This is a genomic window from Pseudomonas sp. AB39(2026), assembly GCF_059831485.1.
Map to the genome: position 1 here is coordinate 4,342,600 of NZ_CP195212.1, position 16,185 is coordinate 4,358,784.

A 16,185-nucleotide genomic window follows, 5' to 3' on the forward strand; every position below is an offset into this window, starting at 1 on the left:
TGATACATAATCATCCCGCTCAGGTGTGGCGGGCACACCCTGAATAAGGGACAGTATTTCCCTGGCATGACCTGTCTTGTGCCAGTCGCCGCTGTTCCCGCGCAGCCTGGCCATGGCCATTGGCACAGTAGAACCTGATGCGTCCTTTACCGGTTTTGAGGCGTTATGCACCCGGAACACTTTGACCTGTCCAGCCCGTTGTTTTTGCCAGTCACGGATGACACCTGTGCAAGCCTGCTAAGCGATGCGGCTCAGGCTGTGCTGGCTGGGCTGTCCACGCCGGAGCTGGCTGCCGTACTCGCCCTCAATCACTTGCCCAAGGCCACTGAAGCGGAGCGGACCAGTGATGCCGTTGAGCGTGTGCTCGAAAAACTCATCGCCTGGAGCCTCGCCCCACGGCATGCAAACGCAACGCTGCTGTCCGAAGCCCTGCGCCTGTTTGATCAGCCCACGTTTGCCCATGGGCTGGAAATGGCCAGGCACCTGAAGCTGCGTTTTCTGTCCGCCGAGGGCGTGGCAGCGCAGCACTACCTGTTGCCCAACGGCGAGTGGGACAGAGCGTTCAGGGTGCACCAGCACAGGCGGAACAGGCCGTTCAGCGAACAGATGGTCAGCCCTCGGCGGCGCGAGCGCTGGCTGACGGCAGCTCAGGACAAGCTGGTGCGAACGTTTCGGGCCAACCTGGACGAAGACCTTCATGTTCAGGGTTACGCGGGCATCGGTAAAAGCTACTTGCTTGCGGCGCTGGCCGAACATTTGAAACCAGAGAATACCCTGGTGCTGGCCCTGACAGCCGAAAAGCTCGAAACCCTGAAACAGCGAATGGGCTACACGGGCAAGCGTGGCATCGGGTTTACCTTTCAAAGCTTTGCCCACAGGCTGACAAGCTCACCCAAGGCAGCAGTGTCTGAAAACCCGCAGCGCACCCTCGGCCTGTCGTCCCTTGCCCAGGCCCTAGGCATCGTAGGCAGAGGGCAGTTTGACGCCCAGGGTACGCTTAACGTGTGCCTGAAAGTGCTGGAGCTGTACTGCCGCTCCAGAGACTACACCTTGGCGGCCAGCCACCTTCCGCATTTCAAGCAGCCACTGAACAAGGTAGAGCAGCAGGTGTTGCTGGAGTATGCGAGCCGGCTATGGGCCTACCTGGGTGCAAACCCAGGCTGGTACCGGCAGCTGGACCCGGTGGGGCTGATGCTGATCAAGCAGGCGAGCCTGGCAGGCAGCACAGTGCCTGGGCGCTACACCCATGTGCTGATCGATGAAAGCCAGGAGGTGCCTGCGCCGTTGTTGCAGATCATCGGCCGAAGCCGCCTGGCGCTGGTTACTTTGGGTGACGAGTACCAGCACGCCAAAGGCGATATTCCGAACCGGGGCCGCGAAGTGCGCAGGGCAGAGATCATCCAGTCGGTGCGCTCGGGCCGTACCATAGAGCGGCTGGTCAACCCTTTGATTTCCAGGCATTCCAACAAAGGCAAGGCCGCGTTCGAGGGCACACTTCACTCGGACGTTAGCGTGGAGCACTACCCTCAGGGTTTCGTGCCTCCCGTTGGGTGCAGGGTGCTGACGGCGTCCCCATGGGACACGTTGAAATGGGTACTTGAGCTTGACCGTACCGGTGGGGTGTTCAGTGTGCCAGGCAGGGCAGCGCATCAAGACGTCATGAGGTTCATGGCCACAGCCATCGCCCTGTTCAACCCTACCTGTTACAGCGCCGAGCAAAGCGCCGAGGGCCCGCACCCAGCCTTCAGTGAAACGCCTACCTGGGCCCTGGTGCACGATGCACACCGTTTCGATCACTCGTTCCTGTGGGTCGAGGGCCAGCTTGAAAAGGGCCTGAGGGCCGCCGACGTGACCCGCCTAAGCTCGCGGCTAGGGCACGCCGGAGAGGGGTGTACGCTCATGCTAGCCGAGGCTGCGGGCGGCATGGAGTTCGACCAGGTGCTGCTAACACCTGAGCTGCTGACCACCGAGCGTTTCAAGGACCCCACCGAGTTCGACGAGCGCATATGTGCGGTTTATATCGCCATCTCCCGGGCAAGGTTTCGGCTCTTCCTGCCCTATGACGTGGTGGAATGGATCGAGTATCACCACCAGCAGGCATTCCGCGAGGGCGTTACGGGGTATTGAGCGCGCGGGCTCAGCTGGCCTCGACAACCACGTAGGTTTGGAGCTTGCCGGCCACCTGCACTTGAACCTCATCACCCTCCTGGCGGCCAAGCAGTGCTTGGCCGAGAGGCGCACGGGGCGTAATCACGGTGACCGGGCTGTTATCGGTGTGGACCACCAAGCCCGCAGCGTCCGGCCCTATGAACAGGGCGCGCACGTGGCCGTCAGGGTTTTCCAGCACCACATAATCGCCCAGTTGCAGGCCTCGATCCGGGCAGTGCCGGGTGGCCGGCAAAGCGCGCAAGGCCGTCAGGGCCTGCGCGATTTCACTCATTCGCCGGGCCTGCCCCGTGGCCAGGTAGGACGCCTCCAAGCCAAGGGTGTCGTACTTGTTCTCAGCAATGTTCTCTTCGTGAGTGGCGGTTTCATAAGCGGTTTGTGCAGCACGGCGTGCCACATCAAGGTTCCGCTCCAAGGCCTCTACAATAAGCCTTTGTAAAGCCTGCTTATCCATCAATGACACAGCCTCGCCACTTGCTCGCGGCTTTCATCGCTTGGCGCGGCCTGCGCCTGTTCCAGCCAGAACTGGCAGCTAGGGTTGTTCTGGTTGGCCGGGTTCGCCCGTGCGGCTTCCTCGGCCTGGCGCAGCGACTGTTTGTGCAGTTCCTGCTGGTAGCGCTCGAACATTTCATCGGCATTGGGTGCAGCGACAGGGGCGGCAGGTACTGCAGTAGCAGGGGGAGGTGCAGGCCTGGCTGCCAGCGGTGCCGGTGCAGGGGTAGCGGGTGCTGAGGCAGGCACGATGGCCACGGGTTGAAACAGCACATTGGCCCCAAGGCGCCAGGCGGCCCAGCCGGTCAGCAGCATGAGCACAAACCCAAGCCACAGGCCCAGCGCGATGGACAGCACCAGTTGCAGGCTGGATGAGCGGACCCTCAGGGTCGAGCGGGCTGGGCGTACTGGCATGGCTTGGCTCCAGAAAGTTGGGAACGAACGATAGGGGTAGTAGTGTGGCACAGGCGCTAAGTTCGAGCTTTACGAGCCTCCCCACCGCCCCCACAATTTGCAGCTTTGCCAGCGCGGTGAGTGCCATGGACAACGGTTGGGATATTTTCTGCAAGGTGGTGGATAACTTTGGCGATGCTGGAGTGACCTGGCGCCTGGCCCGCCAGTTGGCCCATGAGCACGGCCTACAGGTGCGGTTATGGATCGATAACCTCGGCGCGTTCGCGCGGCTGTGCCCTGAGGCTGACCTCCACCGCGCCCAGCAAACCCTGGAAGGCGTTCACGTGTGCCGCTGGCCGGAACACTGGGTAGACACACCGGTTGCCAGCGTGGTCATAGAGGCGTTTGGCTGCACGCTCCCTGCCCAGTACGAGGCTGCGTTGGCCAACAGGCTACAGCCGGCCTGCTGGATCAACCTGGAGTACCTCAGCGCTGAACCCTGGGTAGGCGGCTGTCACGGGCTGCCCTCCATGAAATCAGGCGGCGTGCGAAAGTTCTTCTTTTTCCCCGGCTTTCGGCCCGACACAGGCGGCTTGCTCCGCGAACAGGGCCTATTGGAAGCGCGTGAGGTACTGCAGGGCAGCGCCAAGGCTCGTACTGCCTTCCTCAACAGCATAGGGGTGTCCCCCGCCGACACGGCCTGCCTGGTATCGCTGTTCGCCTACGAGAATGGCGGCTTGGGCGGGTGGTTCGATCAGATGGCAGCAGGGCCCTCGCCGGTTCATGTGCTTGTGCCGGAGGGGCGTGTGCTAGCCAGCGTCCAGGCCTGGGCAGGGCAAACGCTCACTCAGGGCCAGCTGTTCACCCGAGGGGCGTTACAGGTGCAGGTACTGCCTTTCCTGTCACAGCCAGCGTATGACCAATTGCTATGGGCCTGCGACTTCAATGCGGTGCGTGGCGAGGATTCCTTCGTGCGCGCCCAGTGGGCGGCCCGCCCCCTGCTGTGGCACATCTACCAGCAAGATGAGTACGCACACTGGGAAAAGCTCGAGGCCTTCCTGGCCCTTTATACCCAGGCACTGCCAGCCGCAGCCGCCGAGGCCCTATGTGCAGTGTGGCGGGCCTGGAACATGGACGGCGACATGGGGGCGGCCTGGGCAGGGCTGATGCCCCACTGGCAGATGCTGGCTGCCCATGCCCGCAACTGGTGCACAGAACTGGCTGCCCGCCCGGACCTTGCCACGGCGCTGGTGCAGTTTCGCCGAAATTCGCTATGATACGCGGCTACGACACGTCACCACCCCATTCGGAATTGCGTAATGAAAACTGGTAAAGAGCTCAAACCCGGTACCGTCATCAAGATCGACAACGATCCATGGCTGGTGCAAAAGGCCGACTTCACCAAGTCCGGCCGTAACAGCGCGATCATGAAGACCAAGCTGAAGAACCTGCTGACCGGCTACAAAACCGAAACCGTGTATTCGGCTGATGACAAGCTGGACGACGTGATCCTGGACCGCAAGGAAGCCACCCTGTCGTTCATCAGTGGTGACACTTATACGTTCATGGACACCACTGACTACACCATGTACGAGCTGAACGCCGATGACATCGAAGCCGTTCTGCCGTTCGTGGAAGAAGGCATGACCGACATTTGCGAAGCTGTCTTCTTCGAAGGTCGCCTGGTATCGGTTGAATTGCCAACCACCATCGTGCGCCAAGTGGACTACACCGAAGGTTCGGCCCGTGGTGACACGTCTGGCAAGGTCATGAAGCCCGCCAAATTGAAGAATGGTACTGAACTGACGGTGGCCGACTTCATCGAAATCGGTGACATGATCGAGATCGATACCCGCGAAGGTGGTTCCTACAAGGGCCGCGCCAAGTAAGTTTTGCGCGCGTGAAAACCCGGCCTGGTGCCGGGTTTTTTGTTTTTCACAGGGTTAAATGTTGTCCTGAAGCCGTGCGCGTACCTCCAGCAAGCGGCTCTGGAGTTTGCTTAGGTCGGGCGGGTCCATGGCAATAGCGCCGAAGATGCAGGCAGGGATCTCCAATGCGGCGGCCTTGAGTTCACGGCCTGCGTCAGTCAAGTTGACGATCACTACGCGTTCGTCCTCTTTGCTGCGGGTGCGGGTCAGGAACCCCAGGCTTTCCAAGCGCTTCAACAAGGGCGTCAGCGAGCCTGGGTCTGTAAGCAATCGAGTGCTGATTTCCCCAACGGTCATGCCGTTGCGTTCCCACAGCACAAGCATCGCCAGGTATTGAGGGTAGGTAAGGCCCAGCTTGCCTAATAGTGGCTTGTACACTTTGGTCATGAGCAGTGAAGTGGAATAAAGGGCAAAGCAAAGCTGGTTATCCAGCAGCAAGTGATCGCCGGGGTCGGCCGCCTGCTTGGTTAAGTGTTCGGCTTTCATGCTGATCCTTGATGTCGAATGACTATAAGTTAGCGCGAATGTAGTTCGTGGCCATTCAATCCATGTCGGTTCTTTCGCTACGACAGCGAGCAACCTGAAATTTCGAACCGTGAAGGTCTTCAGAAGTTCGTTAAATGTTCACGGCCCGTACAAAACGGGGCTGGTAAGGGGGGAGGTGATGCTGGAGTGGGCAGGGTACGTGGTGTTTGGCGCTGCGCTGGGCACCTTGGGTGGAATATTCGGTATTGGGGGCGGCCTGATCGCGATTCCCGCGCTGGGTTTGCTGTTTGGCCTGGACCAGCAATTGGCTCAAGGCACCGCCTTGGTGATGGTAGTCCCCAATGTGCTGCTGGCCTTGTGGCGCTACCATCAGCGCAACCGCATCGACCCCCGCCAGGCGGCCGCACTGGGCGTGGCCGGGCTGCTGTGTGCCTGGCTGGGGTCCTTATGGGCCATAGGCCTAGACCCTGCGCTTATGCGCAAGGGGTTCATTGGTTTTCTGCTGTTTCTGGTGGCGATGAACCTGTGGCGAATGTTTAGTCATAAGCAGGCACCTGCTGCTCAACTCAAGCACGGTTGGCCTTGGCTGGGCGCATTGGGCGGCCTTGCGGGCTTGATGGGCGGGTTGTTCGGGGTAGGCGGCGCCGTGGTGGCTACGCCGGTGCTGACGGCGGCTTTTGGTGCGTCACAGGTGGTGGCCCAAGGGCTTTCGCTGGCGCTGGCTGCGCCCAGCACAGGGATCACGCTGGTCACCTATGCGATGCACAGACACGTGAACTGGCCCATGGGCCTGGCCATGGCTGCAGGCGGTTTACTTAGCATCAGTTGGGGGGTGCGTATCGCTTACGCCCTGCCAGAACGGGTGCTGCGCATGGCATTTTGTGGCTTCGTGCTGGTCTGCGCTCTGATGCTTGCCCTCAAAGTGTGATTACAAGCGGAAACCTTCCGCAATCACCTCTGCAAGGGATTCGGTCACAGGTGACTGGGTGGCGGTGTTGCGCAGGAGCATCACGTTGGCCAGAGGCAGTTCTGGCAGGCCCTCCGCCGCACCCAAGATGCGCATGTCAGCAGGTATCAGGCTTTGCAATTGGGCCGTCACGGCCAGCCCGGCGGTCACCACCGCCATGATGGCAGCCAGGCTTGGGCTGGTGTAGGCCACGCGATAGCCCTTGCCTCGGGTGTCCAGCGCATTGCAGGCCCATACGCGGCAAAAGCAATCCGTGTTGAACAGGGCCAAGGGTACCGGGTCGCGCTCATGGGGTGAAAACCCGTTGGCTTCAGCCCACACGAAACGTTCCTGGCGCAGCAATTGGCCCACGTCCTGCCCCGGCTCACGGGTTACGATCGTAAGGTCAAGGTCCTTGCGCGTCATCAGCTGGCGTGAGGTTTCGCAGTGTACTTCCACCTGGACCAGCGGGTAGGTTTCGGCAAAGCGTGACAGGATGCCCGGTAAAAACCGCATGGCGTAGTCGTCTGGTGTGCCGATGCGCACCGTACCCACCATATGGGGGGCGCGCAGGGTGTTGAACACTTCACTGTGCAATTTCAGGATGCGCCGGGCATACCCGAGCAACACCTGGCCCTCGGCCGTCAGGCGAACCTGCCGCCCGTCACGCTCGAACAGTTGGCGCTGCAACACCTCTTCCTCCAGCCGCTTCATTTGCATGCTGACGGCCGACTGGGTCCGGTTGACCAATTCGCCAGCGCGCGTGAAACCACCCTGGTCGGCAATGGCTACAAAGGTGCGCAGTACATCAGAGTCGATACTCGGGTAGTTAGCCATTCATCAATATCCGAGATGGGATGGATAAGAAACATTCGTTGGATTGATCTTATCGGGGTGGCGGACACTTTGCCCATCGCTTACGGAGGGCAATACGATGAAAGGTCAGAACGGATGTGTACCTGTTTCCAAAGCACGATTTGAAACGCTCCAGTGGCCTGGTTGGGCCTGTACGGCTATCGCGCAGGTTCGCCGCTGGCGGGAGCTGGGCCGCCAGCGAACCCAGCTGGCGACCCTGGGCGATGAGGCGTTGAAGGACCTGGGCTTGAGCCGCGCAGACATCGCCATGGAAACCGAGCGGCCTTTCTGGGATGACCCCCTGCGACGTTGAAGCTGCTGGCCGGGAGGGGGGGCGTGCAGCCGCCCAGGTCAGGCGTTTGTCAGGAACGACGTACCCCCTTGAGGGTTTCGGCGATCATGAAGGCCAGCTCAAGGGATTGATCGGCATTGAGCCGAGGGTCGCAATGGGTGTGGTAACGGTCTGACAGTGCGTCTTCGGTCACAGGGCGTGAGCCCCCGATGCATTCGGTCACGTTCTGCCCGGTCATTTCAATGTGAATACCGCCGGCATAGGTACCCTCGGCCTGGTGTGCCTGGAAGAAGTCCTTCACTTCACCCAGCACCTGCGCAAAGTCCCGGGTCTTGTAGCCGGAGCTGGCTTTGATGGTGTTGCCATGCATAGGGTCGCAGCTCCACAGCACCTGCTTGCCTTCACGCTGCACAGCCTGTAGCAGCCGGGGCAGGTGGTCGGCCACCTTGCCTGCGCCCATGCGCACGATAAGGTTCAGGCGGCCCGGGTCGTTATCCGGGTTGAGCACGTCGATCAGGCGGATCAGCTCGTCGCTGTCCATGCTTGGCCCCACTTTAACCCCGATGGGGTTGCCGACCCCACGCAGGAACTCCACATGCGCGCCGTCCAGCTGGCGTGTTCGGTCGCCGATCCACAGCATGTGCGCCGAACAGTCGTACCAGTCGTTGGTCAGGCTATCCCGGCGTACGAAAGCCTGTTCGTAGTTGAGCAGTAGCGCTTCGTGGGCGGTGAAAAAGCTGGTTTCGCGCAACTGCGGGAGGTCATGAAGCCCACAGGCGCGCATAAAGCCCAGGCTTTCATCAATGCGATCGGCCAGGCGGTGGTATTTATCGGCAAGGGCCGAGCCTGCAATGAAGTCCAGGTTCCACTTGTGCACTTGGTGCAGGTCAGCGAACCCGCCTTGGGCAAAGGCGCGCAGCAAGTTAAGGCTGGCGGTGGACTGGTGATAAGCCTGCATCAGCCGTTCTGGGTCCGGCACACGGCTTTTCTCGTCAAAGCCGATACCATTGACAATATCGCCCCGGTAGGCCGGCAGCGTCACTGCCCCTTGGGTTTCATCATTGCCCGAGCGCGGCTTGGCGAACTGCCCGGCCATGCGCCCCACTTTCACCACTGGGCAACCGGCCGCGAAAGTCATCACCACCGCCATCTGCAGTAATACCTTGAAGGTGTCGCGAATCTTGGCGGCAGAGAACTCGGCAAAGCTTTCGGCGCAATCGCCCCCTTGCAGCAGGAATGCGCGGCCATGGGTTACCTCGGCAAACTGGCGACGCAACTCGCGGGCTTCGCCGGCAAACACCAAGGGCGGGAAGCCGGCAAGAGTATGCTCTACGCGGGCCAGGTGAGCGGCATCGGGATAGGCGGGCTGTTGCTTGATCGGCAGCTGGCGCCAGCTGTCAGGGGTCCAGGGGGCAAACATGGGGGCCTCGCAATAAGGGCAGGGGCACGCATGGTAGCGTACCCGCCGGGGTTTCGCTTCGCTGGCGCATTACCGGGCGGTAGGGGAGAATGCACGGTTTCCGCTTAGCGACGGCCCTCTCATGGACGAACCCAACCAACCCCTGTCGCCCGCTTCGGACGAGCACCTGCTGGCCGAGGTCGAAGATGCCTTTGGCGTCATTCGTGTGTGGGCAGTGGGTGAGTACCGCTTTCTGGAATTCGGCCAGGCCATCGAGCAGAGTTGCGTGTTCATGCCAGACCCAGCCTGGCTGGAATACGATTACACCCGAGCCATGCTCATTGGCGCGCTGTGCCACGAACAACCAGAGACGGCCCTGTTCCTGGGGCTAGGTGCGGGAAACCTGACCCAGGCCTGCCTGGCGCACCTGCCGCTCGAAGACGTTGAATGCATCGAACTGCGCCCTGACGTACCCCGCCTGGCCATGGAGCACATGGGGCTCAAGGATGACCCGCGGTTGTACATCCGCATAGGCGATGCGCTGGCCTTGCTGCCCACGGCGGAGTCGGCGGACCTGGTATTCGTGGACCTTTACACCGACCAGGGGCCTGGTGTGGCCCACTTGGCCTGGCGATTTTTGGAGCAGTGCCAGCAGCGCCTCAACCCTGAAGGCTGGCTCATCATCAACCAGTGGGCCAGCGATGATGGCAAGCCCCTGGGGGCGGCCCTGTTGCGAGGGCTATATCACCGTCATTACTGGGAGCTTCCCGTCAAGGAGGGCAATGTCATCTTGCTGGTGCCTGCGGACCTGAACCAGGCCCTGGACATCGATGCCATGCGCCAGCGCTGTGCTCAGCTAGCGCCAAAACTGGGCTATTCGCTGGACTACCTGCTCAACGCACTGCGGCCTGCCTCTTGAGGCGGCCCAACGGGCGCGGGCGGGGCAGCGCTGTCTTGGCAGTGAAAAAACTCCCCCGCACTCTGGCTTTTCAGGTATGATGCGCGCCGGCCTTTTAACGGGCCACGTTTAGGTAGCACTCTCCGAAGACAGCTTCGGCTGACGTCCGCACTAGCGGGCTCTCCTGACGATTCATTCATCAATCGTTTTCGCAAATCCCCGCCGCCAAAGTTGCCAGGGTGACTCTCGAAGTCTTTCGGCATGCGCAGCTTTGGAATGGGTCTTTGCGGATGCACTCAGAGGCAGACCCATGACCCAGGAATCCGGCGGCTTCGCCGCGCTCGAACTTCATCCAAGCATCGTTGCAGCAGTCATTGCCACAGGGTACGAAGAACCCTCGGCAATCCAGCAGCAATCGATTCCGATCATCCTGGCCGGTCACGACATGATTGGCCAGGCGCAGACCGGTACCGGCAAAACTGCCGCGTTCGCTCTGCCGATCCTGCACCGTATTGACCCGAGCAAGCGCGAGCCGCAAGCCCTGATCCTTGCGCCAACCCGTGAGTTGGCGCTGCAAGTGGCTACCGCGTTCGAAACCTACGCCAAGCAAATGCCTGGCGTGAACGTTGTAGCTGTATATGGCGGAGCCCCGATGGGCCCGCAGCTCAAAGCCATTCGCAATGGCGCGCAAATCGTCGTGGCAACCCCCGGCCGCTTGTGCGACCACCTGCGCCGCGACGAAAAGGTGCTGTCGACCGTCAACCACCTGGTGCTCGACGAAGCCGACGAAATGCTCAAGCTGGGCTTCATGGATGACCTCGAAGTGATCTTCGAAGCCATGCCTGAAACCCGCCAGACCGTGCTGTTCTCGGCTACCCTGCCGCAGTCCATCCGCGCGATCGCCGAGCGTCACCTGCGTGACCCCAAGCACGTCAAGATCCAGACCAAGACGCAAACCGTATCGGCGATCGAGCAGGCTTTCCTGCTGGTTCACGCCGACCAGAAAGTGCCAGCCGTGCTGCGCTTGCTGGAAGTGGAAGAGTTCGACGCCCTGATCGCTTTCGTGCGCACCAAGCAAGCCACCCTGGACCTGGCCAGCGCCCTCGAAGCCAAAGGCTACAAGGCCGCTGCGCTGAACGGTGATATTGCCCAGAACCAGCGTGAGCGTGTGATCGAGTCGCTCAAGGATGGCCGCCTGGACATCGTTGTGGCGACCGACGTAGCGGCTCGTGGCCTGGACGTACCGCGCATCACCCACGTATTCAACGTGGACATGCCGTACGACCCGGAATCCTACGTGCACCGTATCGGCCGTACTGGCCGTGCCGGTCGCGAAGGCCGTGCGCTGCTGCTGGTGACCCCGCGCGAGCGTCGTATGCTGCAGGTGATCGAGCGCGTCACGGGCCAGAAGGTAGCCGAAGTTCGACTGCCCAACGCCCAAGCCGTACTGGATGCACGCATCAAGAAGCTGACCAACAGCCTGTCGCCGCTGGTAGCCGATGCAGAAGCCAGCCATGGCGAACTGCTCGACCGCCTCACCGCAGACATCGGTTGCAGCCCGCGCGCGTTGGCTGCTGCCCTGCTCAGCAAAGCCACCAATGGTCAAGCGCTGGACCTGGCCACCGTTGAGCGGGATCAGCCCCTGGTGCCGACCGCGGGTGCTCAACGCGAGCGCAGTGGCGAGCGTCACGAGCGCCGTGCCCCCATGCCGTTGGGCGAAGGCCGCGTACGCTGCCGTACCGCCCTGGGTGCTCGCGACGGTATCGCCGCGAAAAACCTGCTGGGTGCAATCCTCAATGAGGGCGGCCTGGTGCGTGAAGCCATTGGTCGCATTCAAGTGCGTGACAGCTTCAGCCTGGTCGAGCTGCCTGAAGACGGCCTGGACCGTCTGCTGGCCAAGCTCAAGGACACGCGTGTAGCGGGCAAGCAGTTGAAACTGCGCCGTTACCGTGAAGACTGAGCCGTAGCGGCCACAACAGAAGCCCCCGCCTGAGTGCGGGGGTTTTTGTTTTCCGGGCAGGCGTTTTCGTTCTCAACCAAACCGATATACATCCATGCCCAATGAGCCCAACGTGAACCCTTGGTGTGCAGTGCTGAACGCGCCGCCAGCGCCCAAGGCGAAGTACAGCGGCAGCAAGTGCTCATCGCTCGGGTGGTTGCGCAGGGCGTAAGGCGCTTGTTGGCGGTAGTCCAGCAAGGCATCAATGTCTGCGCGTTCCAACTTTTCCACCATCCAGTCCCTGAAGGCCAACGCCCAGGGCGCTGACTGTTCGTCGTCTGCATAACGGTCTAGCTCCCGCAGGTTGTGCGTGATACTACCGGAGCCCACCAGCAGAACGCCTTCACTGCGCAACCCTGCCAGCGCCTCGCCAACGGCCATTTGCAGAGCAGGCCCGTGCTGGCTGGGCAGTGAAACCTGCACCACAGGAATGTCGGCGTTTGGGTACATCAAGCTCAATGGCACCCACACACCGTGATCAAAGGGGCGCTGTGGATCGAGTATGGCGGGCAACCCATGCAACCCCAGTTGCTCAGCAATGCGTTCAGCAAGGGCAGGCTGCCCTGGAGCGGGGTATTGCACGGCGTACAGCGGTGCAGGAAAACCACCGAAGTCATGCCAAGTGCGTGGAGCCGGGTGGCTACCCACCTGCAAGGCTTGGCTTTCCCAATGTGCAGACACCACCACAATAGCGCTAGGCCGCGGGAATTCCGCAGCCAGCCGTTGCAGCGCCGGGCCACTGGCACCCGGCTCCAACGCTAGCATGGGTGAGCCGTGAGAGACGAACAGGCTAGGCAGCATAGTGGCCTCATAAAAAAGAGAATGCCTGATCTTCAATCAACTTCTCTTTTAGATCCAGCCCATTTTCCTGCACAAACCTATCGAATAAACCCAGCCCTGATCCCAGAAAACGCAAAAGGACGACTTTCGCCGTCCTTCTTGAAGCTTGAAGCTTGAAGCTGGCTCAACCCCGCTGGCGCAACGCCTCGATACGCGCTTCCAGAGGCGGGTGGCTCATCAGCAGGCCTGCGAGGCCCTGTTTCAAGCCGCCGTTGATACCAAATGCAGTGAGGGTGCTTGGCATAGTGACCGGAACGCCCTGCTCGGCACGCAACCGCTGCAGCGCATTGATCATCGCGCCCGTACCAGCCAGGCGTGCGCCAGCGTCGTCGGCCCGGAATTCGCGACGGCGTGAGAACCACATCACGATGATGCTGGCCAGAATGCCCAATACGATTTCGGCGAAAATGGTCGCGATGAAGTAGGCGATACCTTGCCCTTCTTCGTTCTTGAAGATCACCTTATCGACGAAATTGCCGATGATGCGAGCGAAGAACATCACGAAGGTGTTTACCACACCCTGTACCAAGGCCAGGGTCACCATGTCTCCGTTGGCCACATGGCCGATCTCGTGCGCCAGTACTGCACGCACTTCATCAGGTGAAAAGCGTTCCAGCAGGCCTTGGCTCACGGCCACCAAGGCGTCGTTTCGGTTCCAGCCGGTGGCGAAGGCATTGGCTTCATAGGCAGGGAAAATACCCACCTCAGGCATTTTTATACCGGCCTCGCGGGACAGCTCTGCCACGGTCTGCATCAACCATTGTTCGTGGCGTGTGCGGGGTTGGGTGATGACCTGGGTGCCGGTACTCATCCGGGCCATCCATTTGGAGATGAACAGCGAGATCAGCGAGCCGGCGAAGCCGAACACTGCACAGAAGACCAGCAGCTGGCTCAGGTCAAGGTCTACGCCGTTTGCCGCCATGAAACCGTTGAAGCCAAAGAGGCTCAGGGTGATGCTGGCAATCAGCACCACCGCCAGGTTGGTGGCCACGAACAGCAGAATGCGCATCATGGTGTTGAGGTACTCCCGACAAATAGAGGTAAAACGTAGTCGGGTATATAAGGCGCCTTGCTGGTCGATTCAACCGAGCGACTATTTCAAACTGTGTCGTCAGAAGTTTCCTACGCAACCTGTCGAAAAATGCCATCTCCTGCAGCCAGCGCTAAACCGCGGCTTGCAAGGCTTCGGGCCTGTGCGGCACCCGAAGCCATTGCCAGGTGTTACTGGCGATAGGTACGCAGGAAATTTCCGATACGGCCGATGGCTTGCTCCAGGTCATCGACCCTGGGTAGCGTTACCACACGGAAATGGTCAGGCCACGGCCAGTTGAAAGCAGTGCCCTGGACCACCAGCAGTTTTTCCGATAGCAGCAGGTCCAGCACGAATTTTTCATCGTTGAGAATGGGGCAAACCTTCGGATCGATGCGTGGGAAGGCATAGAGTGCGCCCATAGGCTTGACGCAGCTTACGCCAGGAATGTCATTGAGCAGTTCCCAGGTGCGGTTGCGCTGCTCCAGCAGGCGCCCAGGTGGCAGCACCAGGTCATTGATGCTCTGGTAACCACCCAAAGCGGTCTGGATAGCATGCTGGCTAGGTACGTTGGCGCACAAACGCATGTTGGCCAGGATATCCAGGCCTTCAATATAGCTCTGTGCATTGTGCTTGGGCCCGGAAATGGCTAGCCAGCCGGAGCGGAAACCCGCCACGCGGTAGGACTTGGACAAGCCGTTGAAAGTCAGGCAGAGCAGGTCGGGTGCCAGAGAGGCCGTGCTGATGTGCAGGGCTTCGTCGTAAAGAATCTTGTCGTAGATCTCGTCGGAAAACACCACCAGGTTATGCTGGCGGGCCAGCTCTAACATGCCCAGCAGTACGTCCTTGGAGTACACCGCGCCTGTAGGGTTGTTGGGATTGATGATCACCATGGCCTTGGTGTTGGGGGTGATCTTGGCCTTGATGTCGTCCAGGTCTGGCCACCAGTTGGCCTGTTCGTCGCACAGGTAATGCACGGCATGCCCCCCTGCCAGGCTCACGGCGGCTGTCCAGAGGGGGTAGTCCGGCGCGGGTATTAGCACTTCGTCGCCATTGTTGAGCAACGCCTGCATGGACATCACGATAAGCTCGGACACGCCGTTGCCCAGGTAGATATCTTCGATGCCAACGCCGTCTACCTGCTTTTGCTGGTAATACTGCATCACCGCCTTGCGGGCGCTGAACAGCCCCTTGGAGTCGCTGTAGCCTTGGGCAGTGGGCAGGTTTCGAATCACATCCTGAAGGATTTCTTCCGGTGCTTCGAAACCGAACGGGGCAGGGTTGCCGATATTCAGCTTGAGGATGCGGTGGCCTTCTTCTTCAAGGCGTTTGGCATGCTTGAGGACCGGCCCGCGGATGTCATAGCAGACATTGGCGAGCTTGTTGGATTTGCTGAACTGCATGATGAGATCCCGAGGAGTGGCCGGGCGGCGCCGAAATTGGATTTGAACGCGCAGTGCGCGGGTGACAGACTGGCAAGGCACAAAGGCGCAATCATACGTGCCGCTCCCATCACGGAAAAGCCACCTGGCGGATTTTCCGCAGCCGAGGCAAACCCATGCAAAAAGTTGAGAAAACCCTGGAAGAATGGCGCGACATGCTCGACCCAGAGCAATACCGCGTGTGCAGGCTGGCCGGGACCGAACGGCCCGGTACCGGCAAATACAACATGACCAAGACGCCAGGTGTGTACCATTGCATCTGCTGTGATGTACCCCTGTTCGATGCCAGCAGCAAGTTCGACTCCGGTTGCGGCTGGCCCAGCTTCTACGAGCCCATCGGCGAGCAGGCGATGGTGGAGATTCGCGATACCACTCATGGCATGATCCGTACCGAAGTGCGCTGTTCAACCTGTGATGCCCACTTGGGGCATGTCTTTCCCGACGGCCCGCCGCCCACCGGCCTGCGCTACTGCATCAACTCGGTATGCCTGCAACTGGTAACGGCTGACGGGGAGCGAGTGTAATGGCAGCCTCGCTGCTCGACATACCCTGCGCAACCATGGCTGATGGGCCGCGTACCCTGGCCCAGATGCCTGCACGGGCATGGCTGGTGGTCAACACCGCCAGCAAGTGCGGCTTCACGCCTCAGTATCAGGGGCTAGAGCAACTGTGGCAGCGTTACCAAGCACGCGGGCTGATGGTGCTGGGCTTTCCCTGCAACCAATTCGGCGGGCAGGAGCCAGGCAGCGAAGCCGACATCGCACAGTTCTGTGAGCTTAACTTCGGGGTTACTTTCCCTTTGTTCCGCAAGGTTGAGGTCAACGGTTCCCAGGCTCACCCCCTGTTCGTAGCGCTCAAGCAGCGTGCGCCGGGGATGTTTGGGAGCCAGGGCATCAAGTGGAATTTCACCAAGTTTCTGGTGGACGCCTCGGGGCAGCGGGTGAAGCGCTTTGCGCCTCTTACCAAGCCCCAGCAGCTGGAGGCTGAAATAGAGGCATTGTTAGGCCTGCCTTAAGCGG

General features: G+C 60.6%; 17 protein-coding genes. 9 read left to right on the plus strand and 8 right to left on the minus strand.

Going from position 1 to position 16,185, the window contains the following annotated elements; translation table 11 throughout:
- Positions 1-165: 165 nt before the first annotated feature.
- Entirely contained in the window at positions 166-2,127 is a 1,962-nt protein-coding gene (locus ACSAMW_RS19980; RefSeq protein WP_500591746.1) for a P-loop NTPase family protein, read from the plus strand.
- Positions 2,128-2,137: 10 nt separating this feature from the next.
- Here ACSAMW_RS19980 and ACSAMW_RS19985 read toward each other — a convergent pair whose 3' ends face one another.
- Both ACSAMW_RS19985 and ACSAMW_RS19990 read right to left on the minus strand, forming a co-directional pair.
- Entirely contained in the window at positions 2,138-2,620 is a 483-nt protein-coding gene (locus ACSAMW_RS19985) for a GreA/GreB family elongation factor (RefSeq protein WP_500591747.1), read from the minus strand.
- The gene (locus ACSAMW_RS19990) at positions 2,620-3,072 is read right to left on the minus strand and encodes a hypothetical protein (RefSeq protein ID WP_500591748.1); all 453 of its coding nucleotides are present in this window, start codon (positions 3,070-3,072) and stop codon (positions 2,620-2,622) included. The genes ACSAMW_RS19985 and ACSAMW_RS19990 overlap by 1 nt, the downstream gene beginning before the upstream one ends.
- Before the next feature lie 125 nt (positions 3,073-3,197).
- Between ACSAMW_RS19990 and earP the strand changes: the two genes are divergently transcribed.
- Both earP and ACSAMW_RS20000 read left to right on the plus strand, forming a co-directional pair.
- A complete protein-coding gene (gene earP, locus ACSAMW_RS19995) occupies positions 3,198-4,328 on the plus strand; it encodes an elongation factor P maturation arginine rhamnosyltransferase EarP (protein WP_500591749.1) in 1,131 nt (376 codons plus the stop codon).
- 42 nt (positions 4,329-4,370) lie between these two features.
- Entirely contained in the window at positions 4,371-4,940 is a 570-nt protein-coding gene (locus ACSAMW_RS20000) for an elongation factor P (protein WP_500591750.1), read from the plus strand.
- Positions 4,941-4,994: 54 nt separating this feature from the next.
- Here ACSAMW_RS20000 and ACSAMW_RS20005 read toward each other — a convergent pair whose 3' ends face one another.
- Positions 4,995-5,465 (minus strand): MarR family winged helix-turn-helix transcriptional regulator, encoded by a 471-nt coding sequence (locus ACSAMW_RS20005; protein WP_500591751.1) that lies wholly within the window; start codon positions 5,463-5,465, stop codon positions 4,995-4,997.
- Between the two features lie 178 nt (positions 5,466-5,643).
- On the opposite strand from ACSAMW_RS20005, the gene ACSAMW_RS20010 reads away from it, so the two are divergent.
- Entirely contained in the window at positions 5,644-6,393 is a 750-nt protein-coding gene (locus tag ACSAMW_RS20010) for a sulfite exporter TauE/SafE family protein (protein WP_500591752.1), read from the plus strand.
- On the opposite strand, the gene ACSAMW_RS20015 is transcribed toward ACSAMW_RS20010, so the two are convergent.
- Complete coding sequence (locus ACSAMW_RS20015; RefSeq protein WP_500591753.1) at positions 6,394-7,248, minus strand: LysR family transcriptional regulator; 855 nt, start codon at positions 7,246-7,248, stop codon at positions 6,394-6,396.
- A gap of 97 nt (positions 7,249-7,345) precedes the next feature.
- Between ACSAMW_RS20015 and ACSAMW_RS20020 the strand changes: the two genes are divergently transcribed.
- Entirely contained in the window at positions 7,346-7,579 is a 234-nt protein-coding gene (locus ACSAMW_RS20020) for a DUF1127 domain-containing protein (RefSeq protein WP_500591754.1), read from the plus strand.
- Positions 7,580-7,628: 49 nt separating this feature from the next.
- Here ACSAMW_RS20020 and ACSAMW_RS20025 read toward each other — a convergent pair whose 3' ends face one another.
- The gene (locus tag ACSAMW_RS20025) at positions 7,629-8,978 is read right to left on the minus strand and encodes a class II 3-deoxy-7-phosphoheptulonate synthase (RefSeq protein WP_500591755.1); all 1,350 of its coding nucleotides are present in this window, start codon (positions 8,976-8,978) and stop codon (positions 7,629-7,631) included.
- A gap of 142 nt (positions 8,979-9,120) precedes the next feature.
- Here ACSAMW_RS20025 and ACSAMW_RS20030 point away from each other — a divergent pair, with 142 nt between their 5' ends.
- Both ACSAMW_RS20030 and ACSAMW_RS20035 read left to right on the plus strand, forming a co-directional pair.
- Positions 9,121-9,876, plus strand: coding sequence for a spermidine synthase (locus tag ACSAMW_RS20030; RefSeq protein WP_500594090.1), 756 nt, complete (start codon positions 9,121-9,123; stop codon positions 9,874-9,876).
- A gap of 289 nt (positions 9,877-10,165) precedes the next feature.
- Complete coding sequence (locus ACSAMW_RS20035) at positions 10,166-11,815, plus strand: DEAD/DEAH box helicase (protein WP_168081918.1); 1,650 nt, start codon at positions 10,166-10,168, stop codon at positions 11,813-11,815.
- 72 nt (positions 11,816-11,887) lie between these two features.
- On the opposite strand, the gene ACSAMW_RS20040 is transcribed toward ACSAMW_RS20035, so the two are convergent.
- From ACSAMW_RS20040 to ACSAMW_RS20050, 3 genes are all read right to left on the minus strand, one after another.
- Positions 11,888-12,655, minus strand: coding sequence for a DODA-type extradiol aromatic ring-opening family dioxygenase (locus tag ACSAMW_RS20040; protein ID WP_500591756.1), 768 nt, complete (start codon positions 12,653-12,655; stop codon positions 11,888-11,890).
- Between the two features lie 163 nt (positions 12,656-12,818).
- The gene (htpX, locus tag ACSAMW_RS20045) at positions 12,819-13,706 is read right to left on the minus strand and encodes a protease HtpX (RefSeq protein WP_500591757.1); all 888 of its coding nucleotides are present in this window, start codon (positions 13,704-13,706) and stop codon (positions 12,819-12,821) included.
- Positions 13,707-13,915: 209 nt separating this feature from the next.
- Positions 13,916-15,127 carry a pyridoxal phosphate-dependent aminotransferase gene (locus ACSAMW_RS20050; RefSeq protein ID WP_500591758.1) on the minus strand — a complete coding sequence of 404 codons (1,212 nt, stop codon included), beginning with the start codon at positions 15,125-15,127 and terminating at the stop codon, positions 13,916-13,918.
- A 155-nt stretch (positions 15,128-15,282) separates the two neighbouring features.
- On the opposite strand from ACSAMW_RS20050, the gene msrB reads away from it, so the two are divergent.
- Together msrB and ACSAMW_RS20060 are read left to right on the plus strand one after the other, a co-directional pair.
- Complete coding sequence (gene msrB, locus ACSAMW_RS20055; protein WP_500591759.1) at positions 15,283-15,690, plus strand: peptide-methionine (R)-S-oxide reductase MsrB; 408 nt, start codon at positions 15,283-15,285, stop codon at positions 15,688-15,690.
- On the plus strand, positions 15,690-16,181 hold the full coding sequence (locus ACSAMW_RS20060) for a glutathione peroxidase (protein ID WP_500591760.1): 492 nt from the start codon (positions 15,690-15,692) through the stop codon (positions 16,179-16,181). The genes msrB and ACSAMW_RS20060 overlap by 1 nt, the downstream gene beginning before the upstream one ends.
- Positions 16,182-16,185 lie beyond the last annotated feature (4 nt).

What these genes read in the sequence shown, in the direction of transcription:
- ACSAMW_RS19980 (WP_500591746.1), top strand. Translation starts at nt 166, where the DNA reads ATGCACCCGGAACACTTTGACCTGTCCAGCCCGTTGTTTTTGCCAGTC.
- ACSAMW_RS19985 (WP_500591747.1), bottom strand. Translation starts at nt 2,620, where the DNA reads ATGGATAAGCAGGCTTTACAAAGGCTTATTGTAGAGGCCTTGGAGCGG.
- ACSAMW_RS19990 (WP_500591748.1), bottom strand. Translation starts at nt 3,072, where the DNA reads ATGCCAGTACGCCCAGCCCGCTCGACCCTGAGGGTCCGCTCATCCAGC.
- earP (WP_500591749.1), top strand. Translation starts at nt 3,198, where the DNA reads ATGGACAACGGTTGGGATATTTTCTGCAAGGTGGTGGATAACTTTGGC.
- ACSAMW_RS20000 (WP_500591750.1), top strand. Translation starts at nt 4,371, where the DNA reads ATGAAAACTGGTAAAGAGCTCAAACCCGGTACCGTCATCAAGATCGAC.
- ACSAMW_RS20005 (WP_500591751.1), bottom strand. Translation starts at nt 5,465, where the DNA reads ATGAAAGCCGAACACTTAACCAAGCAGGCGGCCGACCCCGGCGATCAC.
- ACSAMW_RS20010 (WP_500591752.1), top strand. Translation starts at nt 5,644, where the DNA reads ATGCTGGAGTGGGCAGGGTACGTGGTGTTTGGCGCTGCGCTGGGCACC.
- ACSAMW_RS20015 (WP_500591753.1), bottom strand. Translation starts at nt 7,248, where the DNA reads ATGGCTAACTACCCGAGTATCGACTCTGATGTACTGCGCACCTTTGTA.
- ACSAMW_RS20020 (WP_500591754.1), top strand. Translation starts at nt 7,346, where the DNA reads ATGAAAGGTCAGAACGGATGTGTACCTGTTTCCAAAGCACGATTTGAA.
- ACSAMW_RS20025 (WP_500591755.1), bottom strand. Translation starts at nt 8,978, where the DNA reads ATGTTTGCCCCCTGGACCCCTGACAGCTGGCGCCAGCTGCCGATCAAG.
- ACSAMW_RS20035 (WP_168081918.1), top strand. Translation starts at nt 10,166, where the DNA reads ATGACCCAGGAATCCGGCGGCTTCGCCGCGCTCGAACTTCATCCAAGC.
- ACSAMW_RS20040 (WP_500591756.1), bottom strand. Translation starts at nt 12,655, where the DNA reads ATGCTGCCTAGCCTGTTCGTCTCTCACGGCTCACCCATGCTAGCGTTG.
- htpX (WP_500591757.1), bottom strand. Translation starts at nt 13,706, where the DNA reads ATGATGCGCATTCTGCTGTTCGTGGCCACCAACCTGGCGGTGGTGCTG.
- ACSAMW_RS20050 (WP_500591758.1), bottom strand. Translation starts at nt 15,127, where the DNA reads ATGCAGTTCAGCAAATCCAACAAGCTCGCCAATGTCTGCTATGACATC.
- msrB (WP_500591759.1), top strand. Translation starts at nt 15,283, where the DNA reads ATGCAAAAAGTTGAGAAAACCCTGGAAGAATGGCGCGACATGCTCGAC.
- ACSAMW_RS20060 (WP_500591760.1), top strand. Translation starts at nt 15,690, where the DNA reads ATGGCAGCCTCGCTGCTCGACATACCCTGCGCAACCATGGCTGATGGG.